This is a genomic window from Prosthecobacter sp., assembly GCF_044378005.1.
Classification (GTDB): Bacteria; Verrucomicrobiota; Verrucomicrobiia; order Verrucomicrobiales; family Verrucomicrobiaceae; genus Prosthecobacter.
This window is the reverse complement of the sequence record NZ_JBILYB010000158.1, coordinates 1-13,653: the sequence shown is the minus strand read 5'-3', so window position 1 is coordinate 13,653 and position 13,653 is coordinate 1. Positions and strand designations below refer to the sequence as shown.

The following is a 13,653-nucleotide window of genomic DNA, read 5'->3' as shown; positions in this document are numbered from 1 at the left end:
GAGGAAGGAACTTCGGTCAGCATGGCTGCCTGGAGTCGCTTGGCTGGGGCTCACGCTTTTCACCTGTACTCCGCTGACCTCCTGGCTGCTGCTCGGATTGGAGGACCAGTATCCTTCGGTGAAGATCGAGGACGCACCGACGGCGGATGCCATCATCTGCCTCGGCGGAGGAGCGGCCCCTTCACTGCATGAGCCTGCGCGGGTGAACTTTAACAACAGCGTGGATCGCCTGATCAGCTCACTCGGTCTGCTGGCGCAGGGAAAGGCCCCTGTCATGATCGTCACCGGCGGAGGCTATGAGCAAGCAGGCAGCATGTACTCGGAGGCGGACGCCACGGTGGCATACCTCAAAGGCACGCTGAAACTGCCGCACAACATCCAAAGCCTGGGCGTCTGCCTGGACACCCACGATGAAGCGCTGAAGATCGCCGCCATGGCAAAGGAAAAAGGCTGGCAGCGCGTGCTGCTCGTGACCTCCGCCGCTCACATGCCGCGCTCCGTGGCGGTGTTTCAAAAAGCCGGTGTGGTGGTCGATCCCATCCCCTGCGACTACCTCAGCAGCTTCAAGAACATCGGCGACCTCCGTTGGGTTCATTTTCCAAGCCTGAACTCGAACCAGGGTATCGCCGCCTGGATTCACGAGGCCCTCGGGCTGGTGGTCTATCGACTGCGCGGCTGGATTTGATCTGAAAGTATCCCGCGCTGCACATCGCTTATTGTCCCCTCATGTTTACTCTTTCTCAAAAGACCGCCGTCATCACCGGCGCAGGCTCCGGCATTGGCCAGGCCATCGCGCTGCTCTTCGCCAAACAAGGTGCGCACGTGGAGGTGCTGGATCTGAAGCTGGAAGCCGCTCAGGGCACGGTGGATCAAATCATCGCCGCAGGTGGCAGTGCCACGGCGGGGGCTCTGGACGTGGGAGATCAGGCTGCGGTGAAGGCCGTGTTTACCGAGATCAGTACGCGCAACCCGAAGCTCGACATTCTGGTGAACAACGCGGGCATCGCGCACATCGGCACGGCTTTGACCACGGAGGAAGCGGACATGGACCGGCTCTATCGCGTGAACATCAAGGGCGTCTATAACTGCTCGCAGGCGGCCATCGAACGCATGGTGGCGCAGGGCGGTGGCGTGGTGCTGAACATGTGCAGCATTGCGGCGCAGATGGGCTTGTCGGATCGCTTTGCGTATTCGATGACGAAGGGTGCGGTGCTGATGATGACCTACTCGATGGCGAAGGATTTTATTAAACAAGGCATCCGCTGCAACTGCATCTCCCCGGCGCGAGTCCACACGCCGTTCGTCGATGGCTACCTCGCCGCGACGTATCCCGGACGCGAGGCGGAGATGTTCCAGAAGCTGAGCGAGGCGCAGCCCATCGGTCGCATGGCCAAGCCAGACGAGATCGCCGCGCTGGCACTGTATCTGTGCAGTGATGAGGCCAGCTTCGTGACAGGCAGCTCGTATCCCATCGACGGCGGTGCGGTGAATTTGCGCTGACAGAAACATCTCGACAGCCGCCCGCGTTTTCGATTCCCTCCAAGACTCTTCATGAAATCTCGCTCTTTCCTCGTCGCCCTCGCCCTAGCCGCCTCCTATGCCCAAGCTGAAAACTGGCCGAACTGGCGCGGACCGAACCAGGACGGCTCCAGCACGGAGAAAAACCTGCCTGCGAAGTTCAGCAAAACCGAAGGCGTGAAGTGGGCCACGGATCTGCCCGCCGTCTCCGCCTCCGTGCCCGTCGTGTGGGGCGACAAGCTTTTCATCACCGCCCCCGTGCAGGATAAACAGCAGCTCGTGGGCCTGTGCTACGACGCCAAGACCGGCAAGGAACTCTGGCGCAAGGTCGTCTCCGAAGGCGGTCTCCAGTGGGACAACAAGAGCAATCTCGCCAGCCCATCTCCGGTGGTCGATGGCGAGCGCGTGATCTTCCTCTTCGCCGATGCCGTGGCCGCGAGCTTCGACCACGCCGGCAACCAACAATGGAAGCGCGACTTCAAAGAAACGCACGGTGCCTTTGCCACCCAGTGGACCTACGGCAGCAGCCCCGTGCTCGACAGCGGCAAGCTCTACATTCAGGTGCTCCAGCGCAATGAAACCTTCGAGTTCCAGGGCTTCGCCAAAGGCACACCTGGAAAGGACATGAGCAGCTACATCCTCGCCTGCGATCCTGCGACCGGCAAAGATCTCTGGAAGCACATCCGCCCCACGCATTCGCAGGTCGAGTCGCTGGAGTCCTTCTCCACGCCTGTGTTCGCTGACCACGCGGGCAAACGCACCATGCTCATCTCCGGCGGTGACACCCTCTCCCTCCACGACGCCGCCACCGGCGACGAATACGCCCGCCTCGTGACCTGGAATCCCCTCGGTGAGAGCTACAACAAATTCTTCCGCCTCGTCCCCTCCCCGGTCGTGGGCGCTGGCATCGCGCTCGTCTGTGCGCCGAAGAACTCCCCCGTCTTCGCCATGTCGCTCGATGCCAAAGGCAAGGATGTCGCCCCACTCTGGACCAGCGATCCAAAGGTGGTGACGAGCGATGTCTCCACGCCCGCCTTTTATGAAGGCAGCTTCTACGTCCTCGACAGCGGTCGCAAAACCGTCAGCCGCATCGAGCCCAAGACGGGCAAAGTCATCTGGACCGGCGAAACCGGCAGCAAATCCAAGTTCGAAAGCAGCCCCACCGTGGCCGATGGCAAGATCTACATGACCAACTTCTGGGGCGATGTCTATGTCGTCAAAGCCGGTGGCGACAGCTTCGAGCTGCTGAGCGTGAATGAAATGGGCAATGGCAGCAAACCCAACGGCGACGCCGCCAGTTGCCGCAGCAGCATCGCCGTCTCCGGTGGCGCCCTCTTCATCCGCACCCAGGATAAGCTCTACTGCGTGGGGAAGTGAGGCCATCTGACCGTTAGAAAAGTCAGCGCACACGCGTTTGATCTTTCCCTTGCACCGCCATGCGCGTAAAGGGGCAAAGACACCGACCCCCATGCTGGAGAAAAAGATCAGGCTAGAACACTCGCACCGCATCCTATTTACGCGCGAGGTGTTCGCCCCTGCGAACACGACCATCCGGGATCTGCTCCTGCTCGACCATCCGACCAAAGTCCCCCGTGTCCTCATCTTTGCCGATGATCATGTGACCTCGGCGAATCCCCAGCTTTTGGATTCCATCCGCACCTACGCACGTGCTCATGCCGAGGTGCTCGATCTCGCCGGCGAGCCGGTCATCCTGCCCGGCGGCGAACCTTGTAAAAACGACTTCAACCTCGTGCATCAGTGCTGGCAGGCCATCAATGACGCGGCGCTGGACCGGCACAGCTACATCTTCGTCATCGGCGGCGGCGCGGTGCTGGATCTGGTCTGCTTCGCCGCTTCCACCGCGCATCGTGGCATCCGCCATGTGCGCTTCCCGACTACAACGCTGAGCCAGGGTGACGGTGGAGTAGGCGTGAAGAACGGGGTGAACTTCTTCGGCAAAAAGAACTGGGTCGGCAGCTTCGCCGTGCCTTATGCGGTGGTGAATGATTTCGCCTTTCTGGAAAGCCTGACAGATCGTGGCCGCCGCAATGGCATCATCGAGGCGATCAAAGTTTCCCTCATCCGCGACCGCACCTTCTTCGAGGAGATCGAACGTATGGCCGACCGGCTCGCGGGCCTGGAACAAGGAGCTCTGGAGCGTGTCGTGCAGCGCAGCGCCGAGCTGCATGTGGAGCACATCGCTACTGGAGGAGATCCCTTTGAACTTGGGAGTGCACGCCCGCTGGACTTCGGTCACTGGGCCGCGCACAAGCTGGAGCAGATCACCCACTTCGAGGTAACTCACGGCGAGGCGGTGGCCATCGGCATGGCGGTGGATCTAGTCTATTCCGTGAAGCACGGCATCCTGGATGCGGCGACAGCACAGCGGGTGCTCGCTTTGATCGAGCGCATCGGCTTCGAGACCTTCCATCCGGGTCTGCTGGCGGAAGGGAAATCCGGCGAGCCCGTGGTGCTAGAAGGCCTGGAGGAGTTCCGCGAGCATCTTGGCGGTGAACTCACCGTAACGCTGGTGCCGAAAATCGGCCAGAAGCTCGAAGTCCACGAGATGGACCGGCAGTGCATCCTGGATGCGATGGAAGAGCTGCATCAGCGAGTGCTGATAGCGGCCTGACCAGATATAAAAAAACCCGGCCTGCCGAAGCAGACCGGGTGATTAAGCGATCAGGCGGTTCAGGTTAGAGCACGTCGGCACCTGGGATCTTCTCACCAGGAATGGCGATCGGATACCAGCCGTCGGCGTTCGGCTTGACCGGCGCTTCGGTCTCAGCAGTAACGATGGCGGGCATGTGCTGGACTTTGCTGCCGAGAGCTTCGTCCCACTTGATCTCTTTGCCGGAGTAGGTGGCCATGCGTCCAAGGACGGAGGTCATGGTGGACTCGGCACCGTAGTAGGCGTTGTTCAGCGGCTTGTTGTCGCGGATGGCGGCCTGGAGGGTGTCGTGCTCGACCTGGTATGGATCAGGATCGGAGCCACGGCGGGCTTTTTTGCCCTTCTGCTCACCTTCGGCGGCAGCACCGGCGTCACCGCTTGGGCGGTATTTCCAGATGGTGTTGCCAGCGTGGTCGGTGGCGTAGCAGGCACCGCTGTTGATGAGATAGATCTTGCCTTTGGTGCCGGTGAATTCTTCACGCACGGCATTGTAAACGCCGGCCTGATGACGGCACTGGCTGTTGATGCGGACGTTGTTCGCGTAGGTGTACTCGACGTAGTGATGGTCGTAGATCTGGCCCCACTTCTTGTCCACGCGCTGCTGGCGTCCGCCCATGCCCTGAGCGCTGATGGGGTGTCCGCCGAGGAACCAGTTGGCCACGTCGATGTTGTGGATGTGCTGCTCGTTGATGTGATCGCCGCAGAGCCAGGTGAAGTGATACCAGTTGTTCACCTGATACATGAGCTCGGACTGGCCGGGCTGCTTGTCGCGGAACCAGATGCCGCCGCCATTCCAATAGACTTGGCCGGAGACGATATCGCCGATGATGTTCTGCTCCTTCACCTGCTTGAGAGCTTCGATGTAGCAGTTCTGGTAACGGCGCTGAAGACCGACGACGACCTTGAGGTTCTTCTCATCAGCGATCTTGGCCATTTCCTGCACCTTGCGGACGCCTGGGGCATCGACGGCGACGGGCTTCTCCATGAACACGTTCTTGCCAGCATTGATAGCGGCTTCGAAGTGGTAGGGGCGGAAGCCTGGAGGTGTTGTCAAAATGACGAGATCGCAGGAATCGATGACCTTTTTGTAGCCATCGAGACCGGCGAAGATGCGGGAGTCATCCACCTGCACTTTGTCGGCGTGCTTGGTGCGGAGATTGGACAGCGCGCCTTCGGCCTTTTCCTTGAAGGCATCGCAAACGGCATGAAGGACGATGCCTTCCTGCTTGGTGCTCAGGGCCTGATTGGCAGCGCCTGAACCGCGGCCGCCAGAGCCGATGAGGCCGACTTTGATTTGATCGCTCCCGGCTGCCCAGGCGGATTGGGCGACGGTGAGGGCACCGGCTGTGACGGCGGTTTTGCCGATGAAGTCACGGCGTGTGGTTGGGGTGGTTTCGTTGGTCATGGGATTGTTGGGCTGAGGTTGGGGGAAAGTGAAATCAGGCGAGCGCCTTCTTGATGAGAGCGATGCCTTCCTCATACACCTGCTCGGTGCTGGGGAAGAAGTCGCGCCAGACGCGGGTGGCGGCGGCGAGGTCAGGCAGGGCACCACCGAAGGCTTCGATGGTCATCCAGCCGTTGTAGCCGATCTTTTTCAGGTGCTGGATCTGCTCGGTGATGTTGATGTGGCCGCGTCCAGGCGTGCCGCGATCGTTCTCGGAGATGTGGACGTGGTTCAGCTTGCCGGAGGCAAAGACGGTGTCGATGGCGGCGAAGGGATTCTTCTCTTCGATGTTCGCGTGGAAGGTGTCGTACATCGTGCCGAAGTTCGCGTGATCGACGCGCTTCACATAGCTGGCGGCCTGCTCCATCGTGTTCAGCAGATGAGCCTCGAAGCGGTTCAGCGCCTCGATGGCGCACTTCACCCCAGCGGCTTCCGCGACGGGGGCGATGGCGCGATGCACGCCTGCTGCGCCGTCGAGTTCAGCCTCACTCGGATAGCTGCCGGTGAAGTTGCCGAGCACTTGGTAATAAGGTCCGCAGAGAGTCTGCACGCCCGCATTGTGAGCGCAGTCGATGACGCGCTTGAGATGGTCGATGGCACCCTGGCGGTTCGCAGCAACGGCGGAGATGGCGTTGTGCTCTTCATCAGGCAAAACGGTCACGGCAGTGCATTCGAGGCCATTGTCTTTCAGCACGCGGCCGATGTTGGCAAAGTGGGCGGGGCTGCTGACATCGAAGATCGGGATCTCGACGCCATCATAGCCGGCGGCCTTGAGCTTTTCGATGACGGGGAAGTTATCTTCGGTCACGTGACCGGTCCAGAGGAGGAGGTTAAAGCCAATTTTCATGTGTGGGGGACGGCAAACTAGGGAGCCAGTGGAAAAATCGCAAGACTTGGTTTCTTGTGATTTCGCAGCGCGGGCCTGGGTGAACGCTACCCAGGCAGTCCTCATTTCAGGCAGGTTGCCGGAGACAGGCTTTGAAAATGAGTTTCCCAAGCCAGGATTATCCTTTCACAATCCGCGCCATGAACCCTGCCGATCCAATCTCGCCAGCACCATCCCCCAGCGCCCCGTCAGTCAGCCTGTGGGAATTGATACTGGCCTGTCTCTCGATCTTCGTGATCTCGGCCATGGTGGCGGAGATGCTGTTTCAGTTTGATCCTGAGATCATCGTTGTGCTGCACGCTGTGGACACGGCGATCTGCATGCTCTTCCTCGCGGACTTTTGCAGAAGGCTGATCACTGCACCCTCAAAGCTGGCCTATTTGAAATGGGGCTGGATCGATCTAGCGGCCAGTATCCCAAGCATCGACGCGCTCCGCTGGGGACGCATGGTGAGTCTGACGCGTCTTTTCATGCTGCTGCGGGCACTGCGCTCAGGCAGGGCCATCCTGCGGGTGATCCGGCATGATCCCGCCCGTGCCGTCATCACCCTGACGCTGCTGCTGACAATGATGCTCACCATCGCCAGCGCCCTGTTGATCCTGAGTGTGGAGACCGCAGAGCGCTCGAACATCAAGACCGGCTACGACGCCCTCTGGTGGACGCTCACGACCGTCACCACCGTGGGATATGGGGATTTCTTCCCCGTCACGATCAAAGGGCGGATGATCGGTGCCGTGGTCATGGTGGGCGGGATCGCCCTCTACGCCACGCTCACCGCCTTCATCAGCGCGAAGATCATGGACCTGCACCAGAAGCACGAGCGCGATGAGGTGGATGCCATTTATGATGAGGTGCGCTGCCTCCGAGCCGAGATGCGTGAACTTCGGCAGATTTTGCTGGGGCGTGCTGAAAACGCCCCCAATCCGGCAATCGAGCCAGAGCCGGGCAAGGCGGGGAATTCAGGTTGAACATCCTGTTTCGGAAAACCATACTCGCACGCTCTTTCCCAGACGAAGCACCCCCATCAAACCCATGTCTCTGATCTCCACCGCCCGTCTCCTCGTTCTCGTCTCTGTCTCTGCCACGCTGATGTCGTGCCAGAATGGACTCAACAAGTCAGCGAGCACCGGCAGTGACCCGTATGTCTCCAACTACCCGGCAGATGGCGGCTACAATCCGTATCCAGACCAGCCAGGCCGTGTCGCCGGTGGAGCACCTGCCTATGAGCAGCCAGTGGCTCCGGTGGAGGCTGATCCGTATGCCTTCAATGCTCCGACCAGCACCCCCACTCGCAGCACGACCAGCAGCAGCAGTTCCAGCACGCCGAAGAAGACCGTCACCAGCAGCAAGCCGAAGTCCAGCTCCACGAAATCCAAGAGCACCGCGAAGAAATCCACTGGCAGCAGCTCGCACACGGTCGTGAAGGGTGACACGCTCTACGGTCTAGCTTTGAAAAACAAAACCACTGTGGCGAAGATCAAAGCCGCCAACGGCCTGAAGTCCGATCTCATCCGCCCCGGCCAGAAGCTGAAAATGCGCTAAGCATGTCCGCCGCATCGTCGCCGCCAAGCAGCCTCGCTGAGCTGGAAGATCGCCTCAGTGAGCCAACACAGGCGGTGATCGACATGATGCACCGCGTGACGGGCGACATCGTCGTCCTCGGAGTCGCGGGAAAGATGGGCCCGTCCCTGATCCGCATGGCCAAACGGGCCAGCGATGAAGCCGGAACCAACCGGCGCATCATCGGCGTCTCACGCTTTCGCGATGCCGCCGCGCGCAATGAACTCGAGCGGCAAGCCATCGAGACCATCACTGCCGATCTTTTGGACGAGCGAGCCCTCGCAGCGCTGCCAGACGCGCCGAATGTCATCTACATGGCGGGAATGAAATTTGGCAGCACCGGCCAAGAGCCCATGACCTGGGCCATGAATACCCTCCTGCCCGGCCTTGTCTGCCAGCGCTACCGCAGCAGCCGCATCGCCGCCTTTTCCACCGGCAATATCTACGGACTCGTGCCCACCAGCGGCCCAGGCAGTCGTGAAACAGACACGCCAAACCCCGCTGGCGAATACGCCCAAAGCTGTCTCGGCCGCGAGCGCATCTTCGAATACTACGCCCAGGTTTTCAGCACGCCCGTCTCCCTGATTCGTCTAAACTACGCCTGCGATCTCCGCTACGGCGTGCTCGTGGACATCGCCCAGAAAGTCTGGCGCGGTGAGCCCGTGGATGTGACGATGGGCCACTTCAATACAATCTGGCAGGGCGATGCGAATGCGCTCTCGCTCCTCTTCCTCGAACATGCCGCCACTCCCGCGTGGAAGATCAATCTCACCGGCTCCATCACCCTCAAGGTGCGCGAGGTCGCTGAGCGATTTGCCCTAGCCTTTGGCAAAACGGCTCAGATCACCGGCACAGAAGCCCCCGATGCACTTCTCAGTGACTCGTCACTCTGCTCCAACACCATCGGCAGTGTCACAGTCTCCGAAACTCAGCTCATCGACTGGGTCGCCGCCTGGGTCAGTCAAGGCGGAGCCACCCTCGGCAAGCCCACCCACTTCGAGAGCCGCGATGGGAAGTTTTAAAACCCTGCCGCTTGTGCCCTCCCGCGCCTTGCGGCAGTCTCGCCGCCTCGCATGAAGGACACCCTCGAAGATCTCGAGCAATACATCATCGACGTGATCATCCACAATCGACGTGGACTGCGCGCGTCGATGCTGCGCAGCGTGTTCTGGTTTCTCTCCGGCATCTACAAAGGCGCGGTCAAACTCCGCCTCTTCCTCTATCGCGAGCGCTACATCCACGACCACCACCTCGGCGTGCCCGTCATCAGTGTCGGCAACATCACCGTCGGCGGCACGGGGAAGACTCCCGTCGTCGAGTTGCTCGCGAAGTCATTGCTCGCGCGAGGTCGCCGAGTCGCCATCCTCAGCCGTGGTTATAAAAGCAAACGCCAGCGCAAAGCCCCGCTGAGCTGGCGCATCGCCGCCAAGTTCGGGCTCGCCCGCAAGCCCAAAGGACTGCCGCCACGCATCGTCAGCGATGGTGAAAAAGTCCTGCTCGACTCCCACAACGCCGGTGATGAGCCCTTCATGCTCGCTCACAACTGCCCCGGCGTGCCTGTCGTCGTGGATCGTGACCGCGTGAAGGCCGGAGCCCATGCCATCCGCAAGTTCGGAGCGGATGTGCTCATCCTCGACGACGGCCTGCAATACCTCCGCCTCAAGCATCGCCACGACATCGTGCTCGTGGACAAGACCGCCCCCTTCGGCACCGGCTACATGCTCCCGCGCGGCACCCTGCGCGAGCCGCCGAAAAGCCTCCGCCGCGCCAGCTACATCTTTTTGACCAAGTCCGATGGCGACAGCGCCGACGTCATCCGCCAGATCGAACGCTACAACCCCGTGGCCGACATCATCGAGTGCCGCCACCGCCCCGTTCACTTTGAAAACATCCACACTGGCGAGCGACTCCCGCTCGACTCCTTCAAAGGTAAATACGTCGGCGCACTGTCTGGCATCGCCGTGCCCGAGAGCTTTGAGAACGGCTGCCGCAAACTCGGCGCGAAGGTGCAGTGGACCGCACGCTTCACCGATCACCATCGTTTCCAGGAAAAAGAGATCACCCAGTTCATCGACCGCTGCGTCAAAGCCGATGCCGATGCGATTTTAACGACGGAAAAAGACTACGTCCGCTTCCCCAAACTCCCGCCTGGAGAGATCCCCATCTACTTCCTGCGCGTCGAGATCGAGATCACGCGTGGCAAAGACATTTTCGAGCGCCTCGTCGATCTCATCGCCCAGCCGCGTCATGTCACGCAGGGACTCGTGAGTTCAGAGTTGGTGGAGACATCGGAATGAGCCGCCTCGTCATCAACCAGGAGACCTATCAAGCGGTGCTCCAGGAGATCGTGCCTGCCGCGAAGAAGTTGCTCTGGCTCGTCACCGCCGATCTCAAAGATCTGCACGTCAGCAGCGGCAGGAAGTTCGTCCCCTTCCTCCAGGTGCTCGCTGGCAAAATCAGCGAAGGAGTGGAGGTCCGACTCATCCACGCCAAAGAGCCCGGCCCGCGTTTTCGTGCCGACTTCGACCGCTTCCCCGAACTCATCGAGAGCGATCTCTTCAGCCGCATCCTCTGCCCGCGCATGCACATGAAGTGCATCATCGCCGATGGCCGCATCGCCTACATCGGCTCCGCCAATCTCACCGGCGCAGGCCTCGGTGCCAAGAGCGACCACCGCCGCAACTTCGAAGCCGGCATCGTCACCGAGGACCGTGAAGTCATCGGCCAGCTCATGAACTTCCTCGACACCTTCTACCTCGGCGATCACTGCTTGAAATGCCAGCGCCGCGAGGTTTGTCCTGACCCGATTGTGTGAAGTGATCCAGCTCGACGTATTGCTCGCCGATGCGCGCTGCCTTTCTTCTCCTCATCTCCACTGCTCTCCACGCCTCTGAGCCTCTCCTCGTCACGCCGCAAGACGACAAATTGCTCATGCTCGACACACGGGTCATTGAGCAAACCGAGAACGCGCGGCTCGTGCTCGGCGCGGTGGAGAAGGCGGCGGAGAATCCTTTGCTGCCATCGGATCAGCCTTGGGAAAATGCCACGAACAACTACTACCCCAACGTCACCTGGGATGCCGAGGCGAAGCTCTGGAAGATGTGGTACAAGGATGTGCTCGCCGACAAGGATGTCATCGCGCAGATGGATGAACCGAGCACGGTGCATGATGTTGGTTGGTATCTGCTTTATGCGACATCCAAGGATGGTCTGAAGTGGGAAAAGCCAGCGCTCGGCCTGCACAAGTTCGCGGGTAGCAGTGCGAACAACATCGTGGCTCGCGATTGCCCGAACGTGGGTGTTTTCAAAGACCTGCACGACACTGATCCTGCTCGCCGCTACAAGCTCGTGCATGACATCGGCCTCGGAAAACCGCGCGTGCGCTTCAGCGCCGATGGCCTGAACTGGAGCCCGGCGCAGGAGGTGCTCGGCTTTAGCGCGCAGCAGGGCGACACGCACAACAACGCCTTCTTTGACACCCGCAGCGGCAAGTATCTTTGGTTCACCAAAATGTATCTCGGCGAGCGGCTCGTCTCTCGTCTGGAGAGCGACGACTTCCTGCATTGGAAGAGCAGTGGCATCGTCCTGCGCAGTGCGCTCGATGAAGGCCGCGCCACCCAGACCTATGCGCTCACCGTCTTCCCGTATGCGAACCTATATCTCGGCTACGTCATGATGTATCACGTCGGCTCGGGGCGCGTCGTCGATGTCGAACTCGCGTGGAGCCACGACTCCATCAAATGGCAGCGCGTGCAGCCCGGCACGCCGTTTTTAAAGCTTGGGGACAAAGGCGGTCCAGAGCGGACTGAAGCCCGAACTACAAACAGCTACGACAGCGGCTGCATCTACGCGCAGGCCGGACCGCCTGTGATGCAAGATGGCAAATTGCTCCTCTACTACGGCGGCAGTCCCACCGTGCATCTCGGCTGGAAACGCAGCGCCAGCCTCTGCCTCGCCCGCTTGCGTGAGGATGGTTTCGCCGCTTACGAGCCCGAGGACAAAGCCAAGCCCGCCATGCTCCTCACCTCACCTTTGCGTGAGTCTGGCAAGCCCATCACGCTATCCGCCGATGGCGATGTCGCGTTTGAAAAGCGGCCTCAAAACGATGGCAGCCTCCGACTGCGGCTCACACTTGCACCCGGCGCGAGGTTGTATGCCATCTCCGGCGTCACGCTCGTGAACACCGCACTGCCAGCGCCCAAGCTCGCACCTTTGCCCAAGCTCCCCGTGCAGCGTGAGCCGCTCGTTTTCACCTTCGATAAGGACGCGCAAGGCTGGCAGGGCGTGGACAAGATCGAGCATCACTCCGAAGGTTTCGTCACCATCTCGCGCGGCAAAAACCTCCGCCCCATCGCCCATGCGCAGCCTTTGCCTGGCGACTGGCCCGTGCTGCTCGGTGGCGATGAAGTCACGCTCAGCGCCCGCGTGCGCGCACCGAAAGCGGGCGGTGCCGTGCGTCTGGAAATCTTCGCCCGCGATGTCTCCCAGTGGACCTTCGAAAAGCTCCCGCCCTTCAGCACCGACTGGCAGACCATCGCCACCACGATCCGTCATGATTGGACCGACGACCAAGCCAAAGCCGCCGGCTGGGTGCCCACCGTGCAGGCCTACTCCTGGCGTGAAACCCTAGGTCATGCCGGAAAGATCGTCCTCATGGCCGCGCAGACCGGCAGCCAGCAAAGCTTCGATCTCGACGACGTGAAGATCGAGGCGAGATAGCCATCTGCTTCAAGGGTGTTTCGCCAGAAAAATGTCGCTGAATCTGACAGCCAGCTTTTGCCAAGCCCAAGGGGCTTGCGGATCATAGCCCAGGGGTGCCGAGCCTTGGCGAGTGCTCCCCTGGGTTGCTCCGCGAGATCATCTCCCCGACCGAACCCCAACGCGGGTTCCGTAGCTGGGCGGGATCGCGGGTGATGGCGGCGCGGTCTAAAGTTTCGGAACCCACGTTGGGGTTCGGCGTGAATGGGACGTGGTGCTCGGCGATACCCAGGGTTCTGCGAACCCTGGGCTATGATTCGCAAGCCCGTTGGGCTTGGGTGGGCGTTTCGTCCATGTGAGAACCTTCGTATTTCCGGGCGTTTCTTCAAGGGTAATCGCGGGTGCCAATGAACCATTTCGCAAGGTTCTGACCTTCAGTTGTCATGTTTTGTCATGCAGGCAGGTGCCTCCTAAGTATATTGATCCACATGAACTGCAGACCTGTGACGAAAACTTGCGGCAGAACAAGTCTTGAACATCTGCGCTCTTGGCTCAATGAGTCGGGGTATGCGCACTCTTCTGGGCCCCTATCAACAAGACACGCCGGAGGCGACGAAACTTGAGGCCATGGATAAGTCCTGGGTGAGTGCGGTCGAACTTGCAGGAGTGGCCATCCAACTCGCTCAGCTCAAAGGACTCAAGGAACCTGATGTTGCGGGTGCTGTGCTATTGCTCAAGCAAACCTGGCGGGCGCGCCATGCACTTACGCCGCTGGCATGTGCAGACATGGAGTTGGTGCACGACATTAACGGTCGTGAGGTTGAGGCTGCCAGTGTCATCCGCAAAGCAGACAAAGATTTTCCGGGCTCGGCGATA

13 protein-coding genes are annotated in these 13,653 nt (G+C 60.5%); 11 read left to right on the top strand and 2 right to left on the bottom strand.

The features are described from left to right. The 4 genes from AC6FTP_RS22055 to AC6FTP_RS22040 form a co-directional block, all read left to right on the top strand. Positions 1 to 685, top strand: a 685-nt coding sequence (locus tag AC6FTP_RS22055; protein WP_497209072.1) for a YdcF family protein, incomplete at its 5' end; no start/stop codon positions are given. Between the two features lie 41 nt (positions 686 to 726). Then, positions 727 to 1,500, top strand: a complete 774-nt coding sequence (locus AC6FTP_RS22050; protein ID WP_497209071.1) for an SDR family NAD(P)-dependent oxidoreductase — start codon at positions 727 to 729, stop codon at positions 1,498 to 1,500. 51 nt (positions 1,501 to 1,551) lie between these two features. Next, positions 1,552 to 2,895: an outer membrane protein assembly factor BamB family protein gene (locus AC6FTP_RS22045; protein ID WP_497209070.1), complete on the top strand. Its 1,344-nt coding sequence runs from the start codon at positions 1,552 to 1,554 to the stop codon at positions 2,893 to 2,895. A 91-nt stretch (positions 2,896 to 2,986) separates the two neighbouring features. Then, positions 2,987 to 4,150, top strand: coding sequence for a 3-dehydroquinate synthase (locus AC6FTP_RS22040; RefSeq protein WP_497209069.1), 1,164 nt, complete (start codon positions 2,987 to 2,989; stop codon positions 4,148 to 4,150). 64 nt (positions 4,151 to 4,214) lie between these two features. On the opposite strand, the gene AC6FTP_RS22035 is transcribed toward AC6FTP_RS22040, so the two are convergent. Together AC6FTP_RS22035 and AC6FTP_RS22030 are read right to left on the bottom strand one after the other, a co-directional pair. Next, positions 4,215 to 5,594, bottom strand: coding sequence for a Gfo/Idh/MocA family protein (locus AC6FTP_RS22035; protein WP_497209068.1), 1,380 nt, complete (start codon positions 5,592 to 5,594; stop codon positions 4,215 to 4,217). 34 nt (positions 5,595 to 5,628) lie between these two features. Next, positions 5,629 to 6,480, bottom strand: a complete 852-nt coding sequence (locus AC6FTP_RS22030) for a sugar phosphate isomerase/epimerase family protein (protein ID WP_497209067.1) — start codon at positions 6,478 to 6,480, stop codon at positions 5,629 to 5,631. A 179-nt stretch (positions 6,481 to 6,659) separates the two neighbouring features. On the opposite strand from AC6FTP_RS22030, the gene AC6FTP_RS22025 reads away from it, so the two are divergent. From AC6FTP_RS22025 to AC6FTP_RS21995, 7 genes are all read left to right on the top strand, one after another. Beyond that, a complete protein-coding gene (locus tag AC6FTP_RS22025) occupies positions 6,660 to 7,487 on the top strand; it encodes an ion transporter (RefSeq protein WP_497209066.1) in 828 nt (275 codons plus the stop codon). Positions 7,488 to 7,551: 64 nt separating this feature from the next. Then, on the top strand, positions 7,552 to 8,061 hold the full coding sequence (locus AC6FTP_RS22020) for a LysM peptidoglycan-binding domain-containing protein (protein WP_497209065.1): 510 nt from the start codon (positions 7,552 to 7,554) through the stop codon (positions 8,059 to 8,061). 2 nt (positions 8,062 to 8,063) lie between these two features. Further along, entirely contained in the window at positions 8,064 to 9,101 is a 1,038-nt protein-coding gene (locus AC6FTP_RS22015) for an NAD-dependent epimerase/dehydratase family protein (protein WP_497209064.1), read from the top strand. A 51-nt stretch (positions 9,102 to 9,152) separates the two neighbouring features. Then, complete coding sequence (lpxK, locus tag AC6FTP_RS22010) at positions 9,153 to 10,376, top strand: tetraacyldisaccharide 4'-kinase (RefSeq protein ID WP_497209063.1); 1,224 nt, start codon at positions 9,153 to 9,155, stop codon at positions 10,374 to 10,376. Next, positions 10,373 to 10,894: a phospholipase D-like domain-containing protein gene (locus AC6FTP_RS22005; protein WP_497209062.1), complete on the top strand. Its 522-nt coding sequence runs from the start codon at positions 10,373 to 10,375 to the stop codon at positions 10,892 to 10,894. The genes lpxK and AC6FTP_RS22005 overlap by 4 nt, the downstream gene beginning before the upstream one ends. A 29-nt stretch (positions 10,895 to 10,923) precedes the next feature. After that, entirely contained in the window at positions 10,924 to 12,798 is a 1,875-nt protein-coding gene (locus AC6FTP_RS22000) for a hypothetical protein (protein ID WP_497209061.1), read from the top strand. A 546-nt stretch (positions 12,799 to 13,344) separates the two neighbouring features. Beyond that, positions 13,345 to 13,653 (top strand): hypothetical protein (locus AC6FTP_RS21995; RefSeq protein ID WP_497209060.1); only part of this gene is annotated, 309 nt, incomplete at its 3' end.

Bases quoted from the DNA above. Each gene is read 5' to 3' on its own strand.
- AC6FTP_RS22040 (WP_497209069.1), top strand. From the start codon at position 2,987: ATGCTGGAGAAAAAGATCAGGCTAGAACACTCGCACCGCATCCTATTT.
- AC6FTP_RS22035 (WP_497209068.1), bottom strand. From the start codon at position 5,594: ATGACCAACGAAACCACCCCAACCACACGCCGTGACTTCATCGGCAAA.
- AC6FTP_RS22025 (WP_497209066.1), top strand. From the start codon at position 6,660: ATGAACCCTGCCGATCCAATCTCGCCAGCACCATCCCCCAGCGCCCCG.
- AC6FTP_RS22005 (WP_497209062.1), top strand. From the start codon at position 10,373: ATGAGCCGCCTCGTCATCAACCAGGAGACCTATCAAGCGGTGCTCCAG.
- AC6FTP_RS22045 (WP_497209070.1), top strand. From the start codon at position 1,552: ATGAAATCTCGCTCTTTCCTCGTCGCCCTCGCCCTAGCCGCCTCCTAT.
- AC6FTP_RS22020 (WP_497209065.1), top strand. From the start codon at position 7,552: ATGTCTCTGATCTCCACCGCCCGTCTCCTCGTTCTCGTCTCTGTCTCT.
- lpxK (WP_497209063.1), top strand. From the start codon at position 9,153: ATGAAGGACACCCTCGAAGATCTCGAGCAATACATCATCGACGTGATC.
- AC6FTP_RS22000 (WP_497209061.1), top strand. From the start codon at position 10,924: ATGCGCGCTGCCTTTCTTCTCCTCATCTCCACTGCTCTCCACGCCTCT.
- AC6FTP_RS22050 (WP_497209071.1), top strand. From the start codon at position 727: ATGTTTACTCTTTCTCAAAAGACCGCCGTCATCACCGGCGCAGGCTCC.
- AC6FTP_RS22015 (WP_497209064.1), top strand. From the start codon at position 8,064: ATGTCCGCCGCATCGTCGCCGCCAAGCAGCCTCGCTGAGCTGGAAGAT.
- AC6FTP_RS22030 (WP_497209067.1), bottom strand. From the start codon at position 6,480: ATGAAAATTGGCTTTAACCTCCTCCTCTGGACCGGTCACGTGACCGAA.